The organism is Streptomyces sp. NPDC053673, from assembly GCF_055585225.1.
This window is the reverse complement of record NZ_JBVJKN010000003.1, coordinates 62,796-77,254: the sequence shown is the minus strand read 5'-3', so window position 1 is coordinate 77,254 and position 14,459 is coordinate 62,796. Positions and strand designations below refer to the sequence as shown.

The 14,459-nt window shown below is 70.3% G+C and carries 13 protein-coding genes and 4 pseudogenes; 9 read left to right on the top strand and 8 right to left on the bottom strand.

The window, feature by feature from the left end:
- Positions 1 to 216: 216 nt before the first annotated feature.
- Positions 217 to 822 (top strand): GTP-binding protein, encoded by a 606-nt coding sequence (locus ACZ6ZQ_RS06220; RefSeq protein ID WP_469767389.1) that lies wholly within the window; start codon positions 217 to 219, stop codon positions 820 to 822.
- On the opposite strand, the gene ACZ6ZQ_RS06215 is transcribed toward ACZ6ZQ_RS06220, so the two are convergent.
- Positions 815 to 1,231 carry a PPOX class F420-dependent oxidoreductase gene (locus tag ACZ6ZQ_RS06215; RefSeq protein ID WP_469767650.1) on the bottom strand — a complete coding sequence of 139 codons (417 nt, stop codon included), beginning with the start codon at positions 1,229 to 1,231 and terminating at the stop codon, positions 815 to 817. The genes ACZ6ZQ_RS06220 and ACZ6ZQ_RS06215 overlap by 8 nt on opposite strands.
- Positions 1,232 to 1,391: 160 nt before the next feature.
- Between ACZ6ZQ_RS06215 and ACZ6ZQ_RS06210 the strand changes: the two genes are divergently transcribed.
- Both ACZ6ZQ_RS06210 and ACZ6ZQ_RS06205 read left to right on the top strand, forming a co-directional pair.
- Positions 1,392 to 1,805 (top strand): roadblock/LC7 domain-containing protein, encoded by a 414-nt coding sequence (locus ACZ6ZQ_RS06210; protein WP_453667043.1) that lies wholly within the window; start codon positions 1,392 to 1,394, stop codon positions 1,803 to 1,805.
- A 176-nt stretch (positions 1,806 to 1,981) separates the two neighbouring features.
- Positions 1,982 to 2,692 (top strand): annotated as a pseudogene (locus ACZ6ZQ_RS06205) (DUF6397 family protein); the annotation flags it as partial.
- Between the two features lie 318 nt (positions 2,693 to 3,010).
- On the opposite strand, the gene ACZ6ZQ_RS06200 reads toward ACZ6ZQ_RS06205, so the two are convergent.
- The 3 genes from ACZ6ZQ_RS06200 to ACZ6ZQ_RS06190 form a co-directional block, all read right to left on the bottom strand.
- A complete protein-coding gene (locus tag ACZ6ZQ_RS06200; protein ID WP_469767388.1) occupies positions 3,011 to 4,102 on the bottom strand; it encodes a phosphatidylinositol-specific phospholipase C domain-containing protein in 1,092 nt (363 codons plus the stop codon).
- Between the two features lie 74 nt (positions 4,103 to 4,176).
- Positions 4,177 to 5,694 carry a PH domain-containing protein gene (locus tag ACZ6ZQ_RS06195; RefSeq protein WP_469767387.1) on the bottom strand — a complete coding sequence of 506 codons (1,518 nt, stop codon included), beginning with the start codon at positions 5,692 to 5,694 and terminating at the stop codon, positions 4,177 to 4,179.
- Entirely contained in the window at positions 5,691 to 6,209 is a 519-nt protein-coding gene (locus ACZ6ZQ_RS06190) for a PH domain-containing protein (protein ID WP_469767386.1), read from the bottom strand. Before ACZ6ZQ_RS06190 ends, ACZ6ZQ_RS06195 begins: the two co-directional genes overlap by 4 nt.
- An 89-nt stretch (positions 6,210 to 6,298) precedes the next feature.
- Here ACZ6ZQ_RS06190 and ACZ6ZQ_RS06185 point away from each other — a divergent pair, with 89 nt between their 5' ends.
- The 3 genes and pseudogenes from ACZ6ZQ_RS06185 to ACZ6ZQ_RS06175 form a co-directional block, all read left to right on the top strand.
- Positions 6,299 to 6,916 carry a TetR/AcrR family transcriptional regulator gene (locus tag ACZ6ZQ_RS06185; protein WP_469767385.1) on the top strand — a complete coding sequence of 206 codons (618 nt, stop codon included), beginning with the start codon at positions 6,299 to 6,301 and terminating at the stop codon, positions 6,914 to 6,916.
- Between the two features lie 88 nt (positions 6,917 to 7,004).
- Complete coding sequence (locus ACZ6ZQ_RS06180; RefSeq protein WP_469767384.1) at positions 7,005 to 8,561, top strand: ATP-dependent DNA ligase; 1,557 nt, start codon at positions 7,005 to 7,007, stop codon at positions 8,559 to 8,561.
- A 372-nt stretch (positions 8,562 to 8,933) separates the two neighbouring features.
- A pseudogene (locus tag ACZ6ZQ_RS06175) lies at positions 8,934 to 9,212 on the top strand (hypothetical protein); the annotation flags it as partial.
- A gap of 23 nt (positions 9,213 to 9,235) precedes the next feature.
- Here the strand turns inward: ACZ6ZQ_RS06175 and ACZ6ZQ_RS06170 are convergent.
- Together ACZ6ZQ_RS06170 and ACZ6ZQ_RS06165 are read right to left on the bottom strand one after the other, a co-directional pair.
- A pseudogene (locus tag ACZ6ZQ_RS06170) lies at positions 9,236 to 9,547 on the bottom strand (DUF3574 domain-containing protein); the annotation flags it as partial.
- A 106-nt stretch (positions 9,548 to 9,653) separates the two neighbouring features.
- Entirely contained in the window at positions 9,654 to 10,217 is a 564-nt protein-coding gene (locus ACZ6ZQ_RS06165; protein WP_469767383.1) for a TetR/AcrR family transcriptional regulator, read from the bottom strand.
- 89 nt (positions 10,218 to 10,306) lie between these two features.
- Between ACZ6ZQ_RS06165 and ACZ6ZQ_RS06160 the strand changes: the two genes are divergently transcribed.
- Positions 10,307 to 10,732 (top strand): nuclear transport factor 2 family protein, encoded by a 426-nt coding sequence (locus tag ACZ6ZQ_RS06160; RefSeq protein ID WP_469767382.1) that lies wholly within the window; start codon positions 10,307 to 10,309, stop codon positions 10,730 to 10,732.
- A gap of 71 nt (positions 10,733 to 10,803) precedes the next feature.
- Positions 10,804 to 11,538: pseudogene (locus ACZ6ZQ_RS06155) on the top strand (LmeA family phospholipid-binding protein); the annotation flags it as partial.
- A 492-nt stretch (positions 11,539 to 12,030) separates the two neighbouring features.
- Here the strand turns inward: ACZ6ZQ_RS06155 and ACZ6ZQ_RS06150 are convergent.
- Complete coding sequence (locus ACZ6ZQ_RS06150) at positions 12,031 to 12,885, bottom strand: SDR family NAD(P)-dependent oxidoreductase (protein ID WP_469767381.1); 855 nt, start codon at positions 12,883 to 12,885, stop codon at positions 12,031 to 12,033.
- A gap of 295 nt (positions 12,886 to 13,180) precedes the next feature.
- A complete protein-coding gene (locus ACZ6ZQ_RS06145) occupies positions 13,181 to 13,618 on the bottom strand; it encodes a VOC family protein (protein WP_469767380.1) in 438 nt (145 codons plus the stop codon).
- 146 nt (positions 13,619 to 13,764) lie between these two features.
- On the opposite strand from ACZ6ZQ_RS06145, the gene ACZ6ZQ_RS06140 reads away from it, so the two are divergent.
- Positions 13,765 to 14,181, top strand: coding sequence for a VOC family protein (locus ACZ6ZQ_RS06140; protein ID WP_469767379.1), 417 nt, complete (start codon positions 13,765 to 13,767; stop codon positions 14,179 to 14,181).
- Positions 14,182 to 14,459: the final 278 nt, after the last annotated feature.

Here is a 14,459-nt window from a genome sequence, read left to right as displayed (position 1 = left end):
TGTTCCGGACATCTTTTGTGTCCAGAACAGTCGCATCACGCAAAAAGCGATCTCGACGCCCCACTCCGAGCCTTGCTTGCCATACTTCTCACGCCACACAGAACAGATGTACTGGTGTCGGCCTCTCGCCGAGCCGGCCTGCCCGCCGAGGCGGCCCTGACGGCTCTGACCTTGGGGTTCGACCTTGCGGCGCACACCCGATGAGAGAAGTGATCGATGGCTCCCGAGCTCTCTGGCAGTACCGGCGGAGAAACCTCAGCTCTTGCGCTGAAAATACTGGTCGCCGGCGGTTTCGGAGTCGGCAAGACGACCCTCGTCGGAGCGGTCAGCGAAATCCGTCCGCTGCGTACCGAGGAACAGCTCAGCGAGGCAGGACAGACAGTCGACGACACCGGGGGAGTCGACCAGAAGACCACGACCACCGTCGCGATGGACTTCGGCCGCATCACCATCCGCTCAGGACTGTCCCTCTACCTCTTCGGCACCCCAGGTCAGGACCGCTTCTGGTTCCTGTGGGACGAACTGTCCCAGGGCGCGCTCGGAGCGGTCGTCCTCGCCGACACCCGGCGCCTCGAGGACAGCTTTCCCGCCGTCGACTACTTCGAGCACCGCCGTATCCCCTTCGTCGTCGCCGTCAACTGCTTCGTGGGCGCCCGCACCTACGGTGCGCACGAGGTCTCCCGCGCCCTCGACCTCGACCGGGGAACCCCCGTCGTGCTGTGCGACGCACGCGATCGCGACTCCGGGAAGGAAGTGCTGATCCGTCTCGTCGAGTACGCCGGGCGGATGCACACCGCCCGGCTGCTCAACTCGGTCAGCTAGCGACACCCGCCTCGGCCAGCACCTTCTCGACACGGATCCGCACCACCAGCTCGCCCGGCACGCCGTTGCGCGCGCCGAACTCCTCCGCGCGCTCGTCGCCCATGTACCGCGCGGCGATCCGCGTCGCCCACGTGCGCAACTCCCCGGGATCCTCGCTGAGTTCCGCACGACCCTGGATCATCACGAACGAGAACGGTGGCCGGTCATCGTCCACACACAGCGCCACCCGTCCGTCCCGCGTCAGATTCCGCCCCTTCACACCCCGCTTCGCCGTGTTGAAGACGACATCGTCGCCGTCGAGCACGAACCAGACCGGTGTGACATGCGGACTCCCGTCCGCCCGTACGGTCGACAGTTTCGCGGTGCGCGTCCCCTCGGAGACGAACGCCCGCCATTGCTGCTCTGACATCTTCGACATGTGGTCATCCTCGATGCCGCCGGTCGCGGGGGAAAGCCGACCCTCCGCTGCCATGCGCCCCGGTATGACGCCTTGCCCGGACGGGGACAGTGCGGAAGGCTTACGCGCAACACGGGGCAACGGGGAACATATGAACGGGGAGGACCGGATAATGGCGCTGGACAAGGGGCTCGACTGGCTCCTGGACGACCTGACCAAGCGGGTCGAGTACATACGACACGCACTCGTGCTCTCCAACGACGGCCTGGTCACCGGGGCCAGCACAGGTCTCGCCCGGGAGGACGCGGAGCATCTCGCCGCAGTCTCCTCCGGCCTGCACAGCCTCGCCAGGGGCTCGGGCCGGCATTTCCGGGCGGGCAAGGCCCGTCAGACGATGGTCGAGTTCGACGACGCGATGCTCTTCGTCACCGCCGCGGGCGAAGGCAGCTGCCTGTGCGTCCTCAGCGCGGCGGAGGCCGATGTCGGCCAGGTCGCCTACGAGATGACACTGCTGGTGAACCGGGTGGGCGAACATCTCGCCGTGGCCGCACGACAGCCGGGCCGCGTCGCGGTGTCCGACTTCTGAGCCGGTTGAACTGTTCTGAGGCTGCGGACCAGTTCCGAGCAGGCCGACCTGCGTGGACGGAGCGCGTGGGCGGGGGTTATCCACAGGCTGCGCGCGAAGGCGGCCGCGGGACTACAGTCGTCACTGAGAGTGATTGAGAGTCACGGGACTGTTCGTCATACACGGGGGAGACCGACATGACCGACGAGACGACCACCGGCCTGCCCGGAACCATGGCCTTCGGACGGGCCGCGACCGCACTCGAGCTGAAGCGCGGCGAGTTCGACCTCGCGCTGCAGCTCGGCTGCATTCGCACGGTACCGGGGAAGAGCACGGGCCGGGGCAGGGTGTCCCAGGAGGAGATCGACCGGCTGCGCGCGGCCGATGGATTCCCGGACGCGCTGCGCGAGCGCGTCCGGACCGTCGGCACAGCGGAGGCGGCACGGCTGCTCTCCACCACGCCCGCCCGCTTCACGAGGCTGGCTCGCACTGGTCACTTCACACCGGTCAGGTTCTACCTGAACCGATACCGGGCGGTGGTCTGGCTCTATCTGGCCCCGGAGCTTCAGGACTTCGCCGCACGCAACCCGGATCTGCTCGGCGGCAGACTGCCTGCTGGGCTGCGTGCGAGACTCGACGACGGCGAGGACTGGCGCGCCCGTAACTGGCGGGGGAGGCGCCTCGGCATCCTGCTGCGCCAGGCCGACGGCCCCTGGGGGCGTACGGCGGCGATCGCGTCGCTCCTCGATCAGGTCCAGGTGGCGGAGGTCGTGGACGACCCGTACGAGCGGGCGCATCTGGAGCGGCTCCGTCCCGAACCGCCCTACGGACGAACGGAGTCGCTCGCGGTCCGGGATGCCACGGACAGGCTGCTGCTTGCGGACGACCCGGACGAGATCCTGTGGCACCGGATGAGCCTGGCGCTCTCGCTGGACGAGGCCCGTGCCTGGGGCCCGGCCCCCCGCCCGGACGGTGACCGGTCGCAGCTGCCGCGTCCCACTTCGCCGCACGACACGCCGCTCAGAGTCTTCACCGGCCCGGGCGGGGCGTCGGAGATCCCCGTATCCCGCCCGGGCGGCGAGTGGACTCGTGCGGCAGCGTCACCTCGCCGCGACGGTGGAGCCCGTCACCGGGAGCCGGCCAGGCGGGCGACGAAGGGACTGCTCGCCGACTGCGACTGCGCAGGCCGTCGCCGTCACGCACCGGCTGACGCGCAGTCGGCCGCGCTACTGGCCCGTCGTGCCCGTCGTGCCCGTCGCGCTCGCCGTCCCCCGGGGGACCACGGTGCCCAGGACGGCGGGCAGCGGGTACCAGTCGGCGGAGACCACGCTCGCATGCCGGCCGGCCAGCAGGGCGACCCGGTCGCGCGCCTGCGCCTCGGTGGGGTTGGTGCCGTCGATCGCAGGCGGCACGTCGTGGGCGCCGGTCATGACGACCAGGTAGTGGTTCCGGTCGTACCAGGCGGTGTCGATCGAGCCACCGGCGTAGGTAGGGGCGTCGCCGTCGAAGAGGACGAACCAGGGGCGAAGGGAGGCGTCGGCGTAGCGGCTGCGCGGGTCGCCGGCCTGCGCGCCGTGGACCGCGGGGAACGCGGCGGCGTCCCGCAGCCGCCCCGCCGCTGCGAGGGTGCGCAGGTGCGTGGCGTACTCACGATCGGTCCACAGGGTGTCCAGCGGGTTGCCCTCCTCGACCGTGCCCGGGATCAGTTCGACCACGAACTTCCCGGCCAGGTCGGAGCGGGCGGGCCAGCCCTGGGTTCGTACGGCGGTGTCGAGATCGGGCTGACCGGCCGCCAGGTCGGCCGGGCGGTACAGCGCGTCACCGAGCCGGGCCGTCAGCAGGGTGTCCAGGGCGGCGGGCCCCCGGCCGTACTTGTCCTGGAACCCGTCCTTCATCTCGACCTTGAGCAGCACGGGACGGTGGCCGGGGTTGGCGTCGTGCCAGGCCCGGATGTCGGAGAGGCAGCCGCCGAAGTCCTGGTTGCGCGACTTGGCGCGCAGCTCGGCCGGGGTCTTCGCGTTCACGCAGTTGTTGTCGTTGCCTATCGGATTGTTGTGGGCGACCCGGAAGGATCTTCCGAACACATTCGTCCACACGTCCAGTTCGAGCATTCCCGCACCTGAGTCGAGGGCGTCCGCGAAGTACGGGTACTTCGATTTCTCGTACGCGTTGTGGACGCCGACCCAGGTGGTGGACGAATAGGCCGGTCCGGCCGCCGCGGTGCCGGGTTCTGCCGCCGGCGCCTGCCCCGGTGCGAGCGCGACACCCAGCACCGCGGCGGCGACCGCGGGCACAGCCGTACGCGAGAGCTTCCTCATGGTCCCCTGCCTGCTGTCGGGAGTGGATCAAATCGACCGCAGATTGGGGGAGTTGACTGAATGAAGGGAGGTGTTCAGGCGACGTGAAGAAATTCGTCGACGATTCCGGGCGCCGCTGCCGCGGCGAATCCGGGCGCGGACTGTGCCGCAAGATCCGGGATGCGGTAGCCGTGCTCACCCGCCGCAACCGCCGCGGTGACGGTGACCAGACCGTTCCGCCGGGCGAACGGCGAGGAGGTGAAGGTCCATGCGGCGATCGCGTCCCGCTCCAGAGCCACGGTGTCCCTGCTGAACGTGCCGGAGCGCACCAGCAGATGGCGGTCGCGCAGCGCGTGCCCGAGGCTGCGATAGGCGTCCCGTGCCAGCAGCCACACAACCGGCGTGGCGATGAGGGCGAACACCCAGGCACAGTGCAGCAGCACCGGGGTGAGGAGAGCACCGAGCAGCGCCAGTGCGCCCGTGATGGGCAGCACGAACAGCAGCAGTCCGCGTCTGAGCCGACGGCGGAGCGCCGGGCGCGGGTGCTGGGCGAAATCGACTCCCTCGAACGGGGGTCGTGGCTCGCGCAGTGCTCCCGCAGCGACCCGCAGAGCCTGTGTACGGGGAGCGGGCGGCAGGAGCGCGCTGCGGCTCCTGGTTTCCTCCCGGTTGCCGAGGCCGCCCGCGACGGCGTGTACGCTCGCCCCGCCGGCGGCCCGGAGCAGGAGAGGTTCCCGCAGCATCACCCCACGCAGCCGGGCGCGTTCGATGGTGACCGAGCGGGTCGTGAGCAGTCCACGCCGTACGGCCAGGGTGCGGTTATCGCGCCACTCGGTGCGCAGATCCCACCAGTTCTCGGTGTAGAGCGCGAGCGCGCCGAGCGAGCCGACGGCGACGACGGCCAGCAGCGCGGCTGGGACGGTCAGCCAGAGCACGCCGTTGCCGAACTCGGCGAAGGCCCTCTGGACGAACCCCACGCGCCACAGTTCCACGCCTACGGCGTCCAGGACGCGGTAGACCGTCCCCGCCGCGACCCCGACCCCGCCGATGACCCAGAAGGTGAGCGGGGCATACCGCAGCCAGCGCCAGTCGATCCGTGCGAGGACCGGATCCCCGGAGGCCGCGTCGGCGTCGGCGTGCGCGAGAAGCACCGTCTGCAGCCGCAGCGCCTCGCTCCGGGACACGGCGTTCAGGGCGACCTCACCTCGACCCCCGTGCGAGGTGGTGGTGCCCGCGCGGACGACCGTGATGCCGAGCACCCGGTGCAGCGGTGTGGCGGTCAGATCGACACTGCGGATGCGGTTCAGCGGCACTGTGCGCAGCCGCTTGCTGAACACGCCGCTGCGCAGGACGAGCGAGTCGGCGCCGATGCGGTAGTGCGTGCGGCTCCAGCGGATGACTCCGCAGGTGCTGACGACCGCGAACGCGGCGGCAATGGCGGCGAGCGTGATCCACCCGCCGGGACCGATCCGCCCGCCGGTGGCGAGGGCGGTGAGCACGGCCGAGCCGAGGGGCGCCGCCAGCCAGCCGCACTGCACCAGCAGGGTGCGGGCATCGGGCCGGCACCAGGGCGTGGACCGCGCGGTGTCCGGGGATGCGCCGAGGGCCGTCATGCGGCTTCCCCCCGAACGGCCTGGGCGGCCTCAGCGATACGCCGTGACAGGTCCTCGGCGTCGGACTCCGACAGCCCGGAGATCCTGATGTCCCCCGCGGTCGAGGCCGTGGTGACGGTGAGAGTGGCGAGTCCGTACCGCCGCTGGACCGGACCGCGCACGGTGTCGACGGTCTGCACCCGGGACAGCGGGGCGATCCGGCGCTGCTGCCACAGCCATCCCCCGGCCGCATACACCGAGTGCGTGCCCAGTTCCCAGCCGTGCACCGCGCAGCGTCTGCGTGGCATGACGGTCATGTACACGAGCGCGGGTGCGACGAGTGTGGCGAGCAGCAGCGGGCCCAGCCACGGCAGCGCCCCGGCGAAGAAGAGCGTGGAGAGCGTCGCCAGCGCGGTCGCGACGAGCAGCATCGGCCCGCTGACCGAGAGGAGTGCCTGCACGGTCCACCAGCGTCGGGCGCGTGGATCGACCCGGCATCGGGGTGGTCGCAGGAGCGGGGCGGTAGGTGTGGGCATCAAGGAGCTCCCCGTTTTCAAGTCAGTTGTATTGGATGGCGATACGTTACAACGGTACAAGTGACTTGCAAAAGAGAGTGAGGCCGGCCGTGCCCAAGAAGGTGGATCATGAAGAGCGACGTCTGGAGATCACTGCGGCGCTCTGGCGCATCGCGAGCACGCGCGGCCTCGACGGAGTCAGCCTGCGCGACGTCGCCACCGAGGCCGGCATCTCGCTCGGCAGGCTGCAGCACTACTTCCGCTCCAAGGACGAGATGCTCGTCTTCGCCCTGCGGCAGGTCAATCAGCTCGCCGACCAGCGCATCAGGGAGCGCATCGAGAAGGCCGTGGCCAACCTGGCCGAGGAGCCCCCGCCCCGTTTCGTACTGCGCGAGTGCCTCGCCGGAATGCTGCCGTTGGACGAACACAGCCGTATCGGTCAGCTCGTGGCCGCGGCCTACTTCGCCCGTGCGGTCCACGACGACCGGCTGCGCACCCCGGCCCAGGACGGCATCTCCAGGCTCCGCGAGCTCTTCGCCGGACTGCTGCGCCGGGCAGCCGAGCGCCAGGAGCTGCCCGCCGGACGCGAACCCGACGACGAGGCGATGATCCTCATCAGCCTGGTCGACGGCCTGACCGCATACACCCTGTTGCACGTCCACACCCCCGAGGAGGCTCTGCGCCTGCTCGATCACCATCTCGACCGGCTGTTCGGCACTACCCCATGACGCGGCCCGCTCGGCTCTCTCTGTCCGGTCACTCGGCGGACCCCGACCATGGCGTGCGCGCCGGGGCGGAGCCGGGCACGATGGCGGCATGCTGCTGGCCCGCCTAGCGGACGTGTCACGGCAGGTTGCCGCCGAGCCGTCCCGTACCCGCAAGATCGCAGCCCTGGCCTCCCTGTTCGAGGACGCCCGGCCCCAGGAGGCCGCGCTCGTCATCTCCTATCTCGCCGGACGGCTCCCGCAGGGACGGCTGGGCGTCGGCTGGAGCGTCCTCAAGGACCGGACGCAGCCTGCCGACCGGCCGGGCCTGACCGTCGGCGACGCAGACGCGGCGTTCACCGCACTCGCCCAGGTCGCCGGAGCCGGCGCGCAGGCCGAACGCAAGCGTCTGATCGGAGAGCTCATGGGTGCGGCGACCGCGCCCGAGCAGGAGTTCCTGTTCCGGCTGCTGACCGGTGAGGTGCGCCAGGGCGCGTTGGACGCCATCGCTCTGGAGGCCGTCGCCAAGGCGGCGGGTGCCCCGGCCGGCGACGTCCGGCGCGCGGTGATGCTGGACGGGTCCCTGTCCCGCGTGGCCGAAAGCCTCCTCGCCGAGGGCCCCGACGTGCTCGTGTCCTTCCGGCTGCGAGTGGGCCGACCGGTCCAGCCGATGCTGGCCCATACGGCGCCATCGGTCGCCGAAGCGGTCCAGTCGCTCGGCCCCTGCTGCGTCGAGGAGAAACTGGACGGCATTCGCATCCAGGTCCACCGCTCCGGCGGTGACGTGCGTATCCACACGCGCTCCCTCGACGACATCACCGGACGGCTGCCCGACGTCGTGGCCTCGGTGCGGGAACTGCCGGGGGACCGGTTCATTCTGGACGGCGAAGTCATCGCGCTCGACCCGGCCGGCCGGCCCCTGCCCTTTCAGGACATCGCCTCACGCGTGGGCTCCCGCACCGATGTGGCCGCGGCGACCGCCGCGCTGCCCCTGTCACCCGTCTTCTTCGACATCCTGGCCGACGACGGCGCCGACCTGCTCGACCTGACCGGCCGCGAGCGGCACGCGGCCCTGGCGCGCCTGGTCCCCGAGCCCATGAGGGTACGGCGCGTTGTCATCGAGGACCCCGGCTCCGCACCCCAGCTGCGCGAGGCCGAGGACTTCCTCGCCGCGACCCTCGACCGTGGCCACGAGGGCGTCATGGTCAAGGCCCTGGACGCGCCCTACAGCGCCGGCCGCCGAGGTCGCTCATGGCTCAAGGTGAAACCCGTCCACACCCTGGACCTCGTCGTTCTGGCCGTCGAATGGGGTCACGGCCGCCGCACCGGGCTCCTTTCCAACCTGCACCTCGGCGCACGCGCGCCCGACGGCACCTTCGTCATGCTCGGCAAGACCTTCAAGGGACTCACGGACGCGATGCTGCGCTGGCAGACAGGCCGTCTGCGGGGACTTGCCGTGGGCGACGACGGTTTCGTCGTACGCGTACGGCCGGAACTCGTCGTCGAGATCGCCTACGACGGCCTTCAGCGCTCCTCGCGCTACCCGGCCGGGGTGGCCCTGCGCTTCGCGCGCGTGGTACGCCACCGTCCGGACAAGAACGCAGCGGAGGCGGACACCATCGAGCAGGTTCTGGCTTCCGCCCGCGGCGGCACGTCCCAGGAAGGCTGAGCCCCAGGCCGACGGCGGGGGAGAGGCCGGGCGGAGGAGGCCGGAGGAGGAAGGCCCCGGCCGGTCGGGGGAGGCCGGCCGGGGCAGCTATGGGGTGAGCCATGCACCCGGACGAATGTCCCGTGCGCACTCACGTCTAGATGAACGATAAACCATCTGGAGTGGTTCCCCGACCACGTGCGCGGTCGCACGCTTCAATACGCCCCCTCCGACCCGCCTCATCTGGGCGCGGTCATTCCGGATGGCGGAATATACTTTCCACGGCTCGGGAACTTGTGGTGGGGGAGTCGTCATGGGCACGTGCAGCACGCTGCCGCGCCGCGCTGCGGCGGAACTGATCGGAACAGTGGCCCTGGTGGCCGTCATCGTCGGACCTTCGCCAACCCGGCCGCCACAGTCGGTCGTGCCTTCTCGGACTCCTCCACCGGCATCGCCCCGGCCTCGCGCCCCGGAATCATCGCAGCCCAGCTCGTCGGCGGGCTCCTTGGTGCAGCACTTGCCGCGCTCCTGTACGGACGCCCCTCCGCCGCGCGTCTTCCGCTGCAGCGCCGCTGCTCCCCGTGGAACGGGTCGGCAGCCGATACCCGTGGAACGGGTCCGTCGCTGCTCCCCGCGGAACGGACCGACCGCCCTTCTCCGTGGAACCGGTGAGCCGCCGTCCGTCGCGAACGCCGTCAGAAGTCCGCCCGCACGGTCTCGTCGAGCCGGGCCACGGATTCCTGTCCGTACAGCAGCTTGTACATCGTACGGATCTTCTCGATGCTCCGGTCCCGGCTGCCGCCCCCGGCTGCCGGGTAGATCAGGATCAGCTCGTACGACCGCTCCCGCTCGATGACCCCGCCGGCATCACGCCACTGACCCTGCCCGCCCTGGACGGTGAGCCCGTCGGGGAAGGCGGGCGTCACATACCGGTCGACGAAGCCGCTGAACTGCCGGTCGGTGACGGCGGGCCCGCCGTCCGGCCGCGCGGTTCCGAAGAGCTCCCGCTCTGTCGTCGAAACCGGCCCCGGGGGTCGTCCGGCTCACGATCTCCCAGGACGGGCGCCGGGCTCTGGTACCGGGTCGCTCAACTCCGCCTCCGGGCCTCCCGGTTCAGGCCGCGACCGCCGATCCCAGCAGCAGTCGCGCGGCCTCCTGGGCGTCGCTTGCCGGCCGGGGCGAACCGGAGATCGCGGCCGTGGTGATGGCGCCCTCCGCGAGCAGGGCCAGGGGGGCGGCGATCCCGTCCGGAGCTCCCGCGTCGTGTGCGAGGCCGGCGATGTACTGCCGGAACGCCTCCTTGTGGTGGCGGGCCGCCTCGGCGACCTCCGGAGCCGTCGCCCCCAGCTCCCCGAACGAGTTGATGAAGGCGCAGCCGCGGAAGTCCGGTTCCTCGAACCACCGTCGCAGCCAGTCGAAGACCACCAGGACCCGATCGTCCGGGGACGCGTCCGCGGCGTCCACGTACGCCACGAGGCTGTCCCGCCACCGGGTGTCGCGCCGCAGCAGATACGCCTCCACGAGCGCCCCCTTCGAGGGGAAGACCTGGTACAGCCGTCGCAGCGTGACCCCGGACGCGGAGCGCACGGCATCCATGCCGACCGCCTGGATGCCCTGGCCGTAGAAGAGCTCCTCGGCCGCGTCGAGGATCTGCGACCTGGTCGCCTCGATGTCCATGCTCCGACACCCCATTTGCGTGAGAACCAACGTTCTCGTAGAGTACCCGACCAGCTGAGAACGATCGTTCTCGCCCGGAAGGAGCCGTCATGCCCGCCTCGCAGCGTCCGCCCCTGCCCCCGTTCACCGAGGAGACCGCCCGCCTCAAGGTCCAGCTCGCGGAGGACGCCTGGAACACGCGCGATCCCGAGAAGGTCGCCCTCGCCTACACCGAGGACTCCGAGTGGCGCAATCGCGATGTCTTCCTGAACGGCCGACGGGAGATCGTCGAATTCCTCACCGGCAAGTGGCAGCGGGAGCTCGGCTACCGGCTGCGCAAGGAGCTGTGGGCCTACCACGGCAACCGCATCGCGGTGCGCTTCGAGTACGAGTACCACGACGCCGCCGGCCAGTGGTTCCGCGCCTACGGCAATGAGAACTGGGAGTTCGACGAGCACGGCCTGATGCGCAAGCGCTACGCCAGTATCAACGACCTTGCCATTGCCGCCGACGAGCGTCGCGTCGCTCAGGGATAGCTGAATTCCGGGACGAGTTCGGCGGATGCCGGACTTGCGTTCGACGGTGGTGCCTATGATGGGATGAGCCGATGCGACCCCCCACACGCATATCCACGCATCCACGCAATCCGTACGAGGAACTCGCACAACTGGCGGACCCGGAACCCGACTTCGGAGATCCTTCCTCCTCCACGCGTGCCAGTCCCTCCGGTATCGCCGGCGGCGCCGGTGTCGCTCTCCCCTCCGACGATGAGCCGGAGGACTGGTCACCGCCCGACCATCGCGGCAAGAGTCGCCTCGCGGTCGTTCCCGTCGTACTGAAACTGGCCGTCGGTGCAGTCGTGTGCGCCACCCTCCTCGTCGTATGCGACCGCCTGGCCGTGACATACGCGGAGGAGAAGGCCGAGGACAGGATCCAGAGCTCGCTCGGCCTCGCCGCCCGGCCCGACGTGGACATCGCCGGCTTCCCCTTCCTCACCCAGGTGCTCGGCCACCGGATCGACAAGGTCGACGTCACCCTCCCGGACGTCGCCGCCGACAAGGTCTCCCTGGCCGAAGTGCACGCCACCGCCACAGACATCCGGATCGCCGGCGACCTCCCCGCCTCGCTCCGAGGGGCCGTCGTCGACCGGATGGACGGTGACGTACTCCTCTCGTTCGACGATCTCAACCGTGAACTGGGCGCGTCCCAAGTCAGGTTCACCAGTGCGGGACGCGGCGGCATACACATCGCCGGATCACTGCCCGTGGCCGGCCGCGAGGTGAGCGTGGGGGCGGAGGCTCACGTCCGCCAGGACGGCGACCGCGCCGTGTCCACCACGGTTGAGAACATGCGCCTCGACGTCCCCGGCCTTTTCACCTACCGGCCAGGCAAGGACCCCGCGCGCTCGGGTCTTCGCCTCCACGCCGAAGCGGCCGCCCGGATCATTGACGAAGCAGCCCGTGCCAAGGCCCTCCTAGCCCTCCCCGCCGTGGTGCAACGCCTCGGCATCCCCGAGTCCCGGATCGACGACGCACTGCGCAATGAGGAGGAACTGAGCCGCCTCACCGGTTCCCCGCGCTTCCTCCAGCAGTTGATGAAGGTCAACCTCGTCGATGTCGTCGTCGACCACCCCTGGCTGCTGGAGAAGGCCGGCATCGACCCGCAGCTGATCGGCTCCCTGTTGAAACTGCGGCCTCCGGCGCTCTCCGACCGGCTCTCGCTCTCCTTCGAGTTGCCGAAGGCGACGTCCGGGGACATACGCCTGCGGGACGTCGTCGTGGAACGCGAGGGCATCCGCGCCGATCTGACGGGCTCCGGCCTGACCTTCGGGGATTCAGCCGCCGTGGGCAGGACGGGGCTCGATGCGATGGCCGAAGGCGAGAGTGCCGGGATCGAGGGCCGTCACCCCGCCGTCGACGGTGAGCACCGCGCCGTTGACGAACGAAGCGGCGGGTGAGAGGAGCCAGGCGATCGCCTCGGCCACTTCGCCGGGTTCGCCGGGGCGGCGTGCGGGGATGAGCCGGGTGGCCTCCTCGTACGCCGCGTCGGTTCCGTCGCCCCTTCCCCGGGCGGCTTCCCCGCTTACGGAGCCCGTGAGTCCGGCTTCCTCGGCGAAGCGGGCCATGCGCCGGTCGGCCATCTCCGTACGCACCCAGCTGGGGCAGACGGTGTTGGCGCGCAGTCCCTCCTGGCCGTAGTCGACGGCGAGCGATCGGCACAGCTGGAGCAGGGCGGACTTGGACGTCGCGTACGCGGCGTTCCCCTGCCCGTTGCGCAGAGCGGAGACCGAGGCGACCGCGACGACGGCGCCGCGTGACCGCAGCAGATGCGGGAGGGCGGCGCGCAGGAGGAGAAACGGTCCGGTGACGTTGGTCCGCATAACGTCCTCCCAGTCCTCGTCCGACAGGTCGCCGACGGCGCCGGCGCGCGCGATACCGGCGTTGAGCACAAGTCCGTCGAGCCGGCCGTACGGGCTCAGGGCCGCGTCGACGAGACCGTCGACCGCATCGCGGTCCGTGGTGTCGGCCGGGTGAGCCAGGGCTCCGGTCTCCTGGGCGATGTGCTGCAGCGGCCCGGGTCGCCGCCCGGACACGACGACGTGGTGGCCGTCCGCACGCAGTCTCCGGGCGGTGGCGGCGCCGATGCCCGTTCCCCCGCCGGTGATGACATAAACTCCCTGGTCCGACACGGCCGTTGAACCTCCCGAGTGATCGCGTGCACGTGGTGTCAGCCTACGTACCCGGATCACGTTTCGCGGGCTCACAGGTCGCGGCGGCGGACGGCGGCCATGGCGATGGCTGCTGCGGCGAGTGGCCAGGCCGCGTACACGACCCAGGACCCGCTGATGCTCGCTGCCTCGCTGAGCGCTGAGTGCTGGGCGCTGAGTGCTGCTTCCGTTGGCGAAGCTCGCCAACGGAAGCATCGAGGCACGCTGCCTGGCCGCCGCCGCGGTTCCCGGGGCGCGATGACCGGGCGCGTACTCCTCAGACGACCGGCTGGCCGATGCCCAGCACGTTCCCCTCGCTGTCACGGAACCAGGCGCCGCGTTCACCCCGCGCGCCCTTGCTCGGGTAGTTCCCCTCGATCTCGGCGATCCCGTCCCTCGTACGCATGCCGCCGAGCGGGCCGGGCAGGTCGACATCCTCGAACACCACGCCGCGCCGTTCGAGTTCCGACACGACTGCCTCGATGTCGTCGACCTGCCACGCCATCTGAGTGAACGTGCCGGGCGACGCTCCCGCCGATCGGAACAGGACGAACTCCACGCCTCCGCAGCGATACAGCAGCCCACCGGGCCGTTCATCGACGGGCTCCAGCCCGAGCTGCTCGGAGTAGAAACGCCGCGCCCGGTCCAGGTCCTGGGCCGGCAGCCTGGTCGCCACGCCCGCTCGGGCGAGAATGTTCCTGTTGTCTGCGTTCATGCCTCCACTGTGCCGTGAGCAGTGACCGAAGGAACGGAGGCGACAGGCGCGTGCCACGCACACCGCGCGGCAGACGGCGCCGGCCTCCCGCCGCTCCCGGGCCACCCGGTCCCGGCCGGGCAGCGGCGATCTGGGAGCATCTCGGAATGCCTGGCACCCACCTGACCATCAAGGACCTCATCATCGACTGCCGCGATCCGGAGCGACTGGCCTCGTTCTGGGCTCAGCTCCTCGGAAGACCTGTTGCGGCGAGGACAGGTCCGTACGTCTGGCTCGCGCGTGGCGACGGCCCGGGAATGGGCTTCCAGAAGGTCGCCGAGCCGAAGGCCGGCAAGAACCGTATCCACTTCGACGTCGCCTCGCCGGACCCGGCCGCCGAGCAGGAACGGGTCGAGGCGTTGGGCGGCCGGCTGCTCCAGCAGTATGCGGCGGGAGGCTTCCTGGTCATGGCCGACCCCGAGGGGAACGAGTTCTGCATCATTCCCGAGGGGCCGTTCGAGCTCGACGACGAGGGGCGCGCGAGCTACCTGAACGACCGAAGCACCGCTCCCGGTCCGTCCTGAACTCGTTCGTAGTTGTCGAGGGGCATCCACGGGGCAATACAGACCGGCCGCATGATGGGCGAGTACTGCTGACAGCGAATGCCACCGGGCGGTCAGCGCGGTGTGAACAGTCGGCCGGCGCCGAACAGTTCCTCCGGCAGCGGCCGGAGTGAAGGCAGCCGTCCGACGCTCGTTCCATGCCTGGCCCTGGACAGGCCCAGCACGTGGGCGACGGCGGTCCGAAGGTTGCCGGCCTTGGTTGTTTCGGCACGCAATTCTGGCTGGATTACCGCACTCGC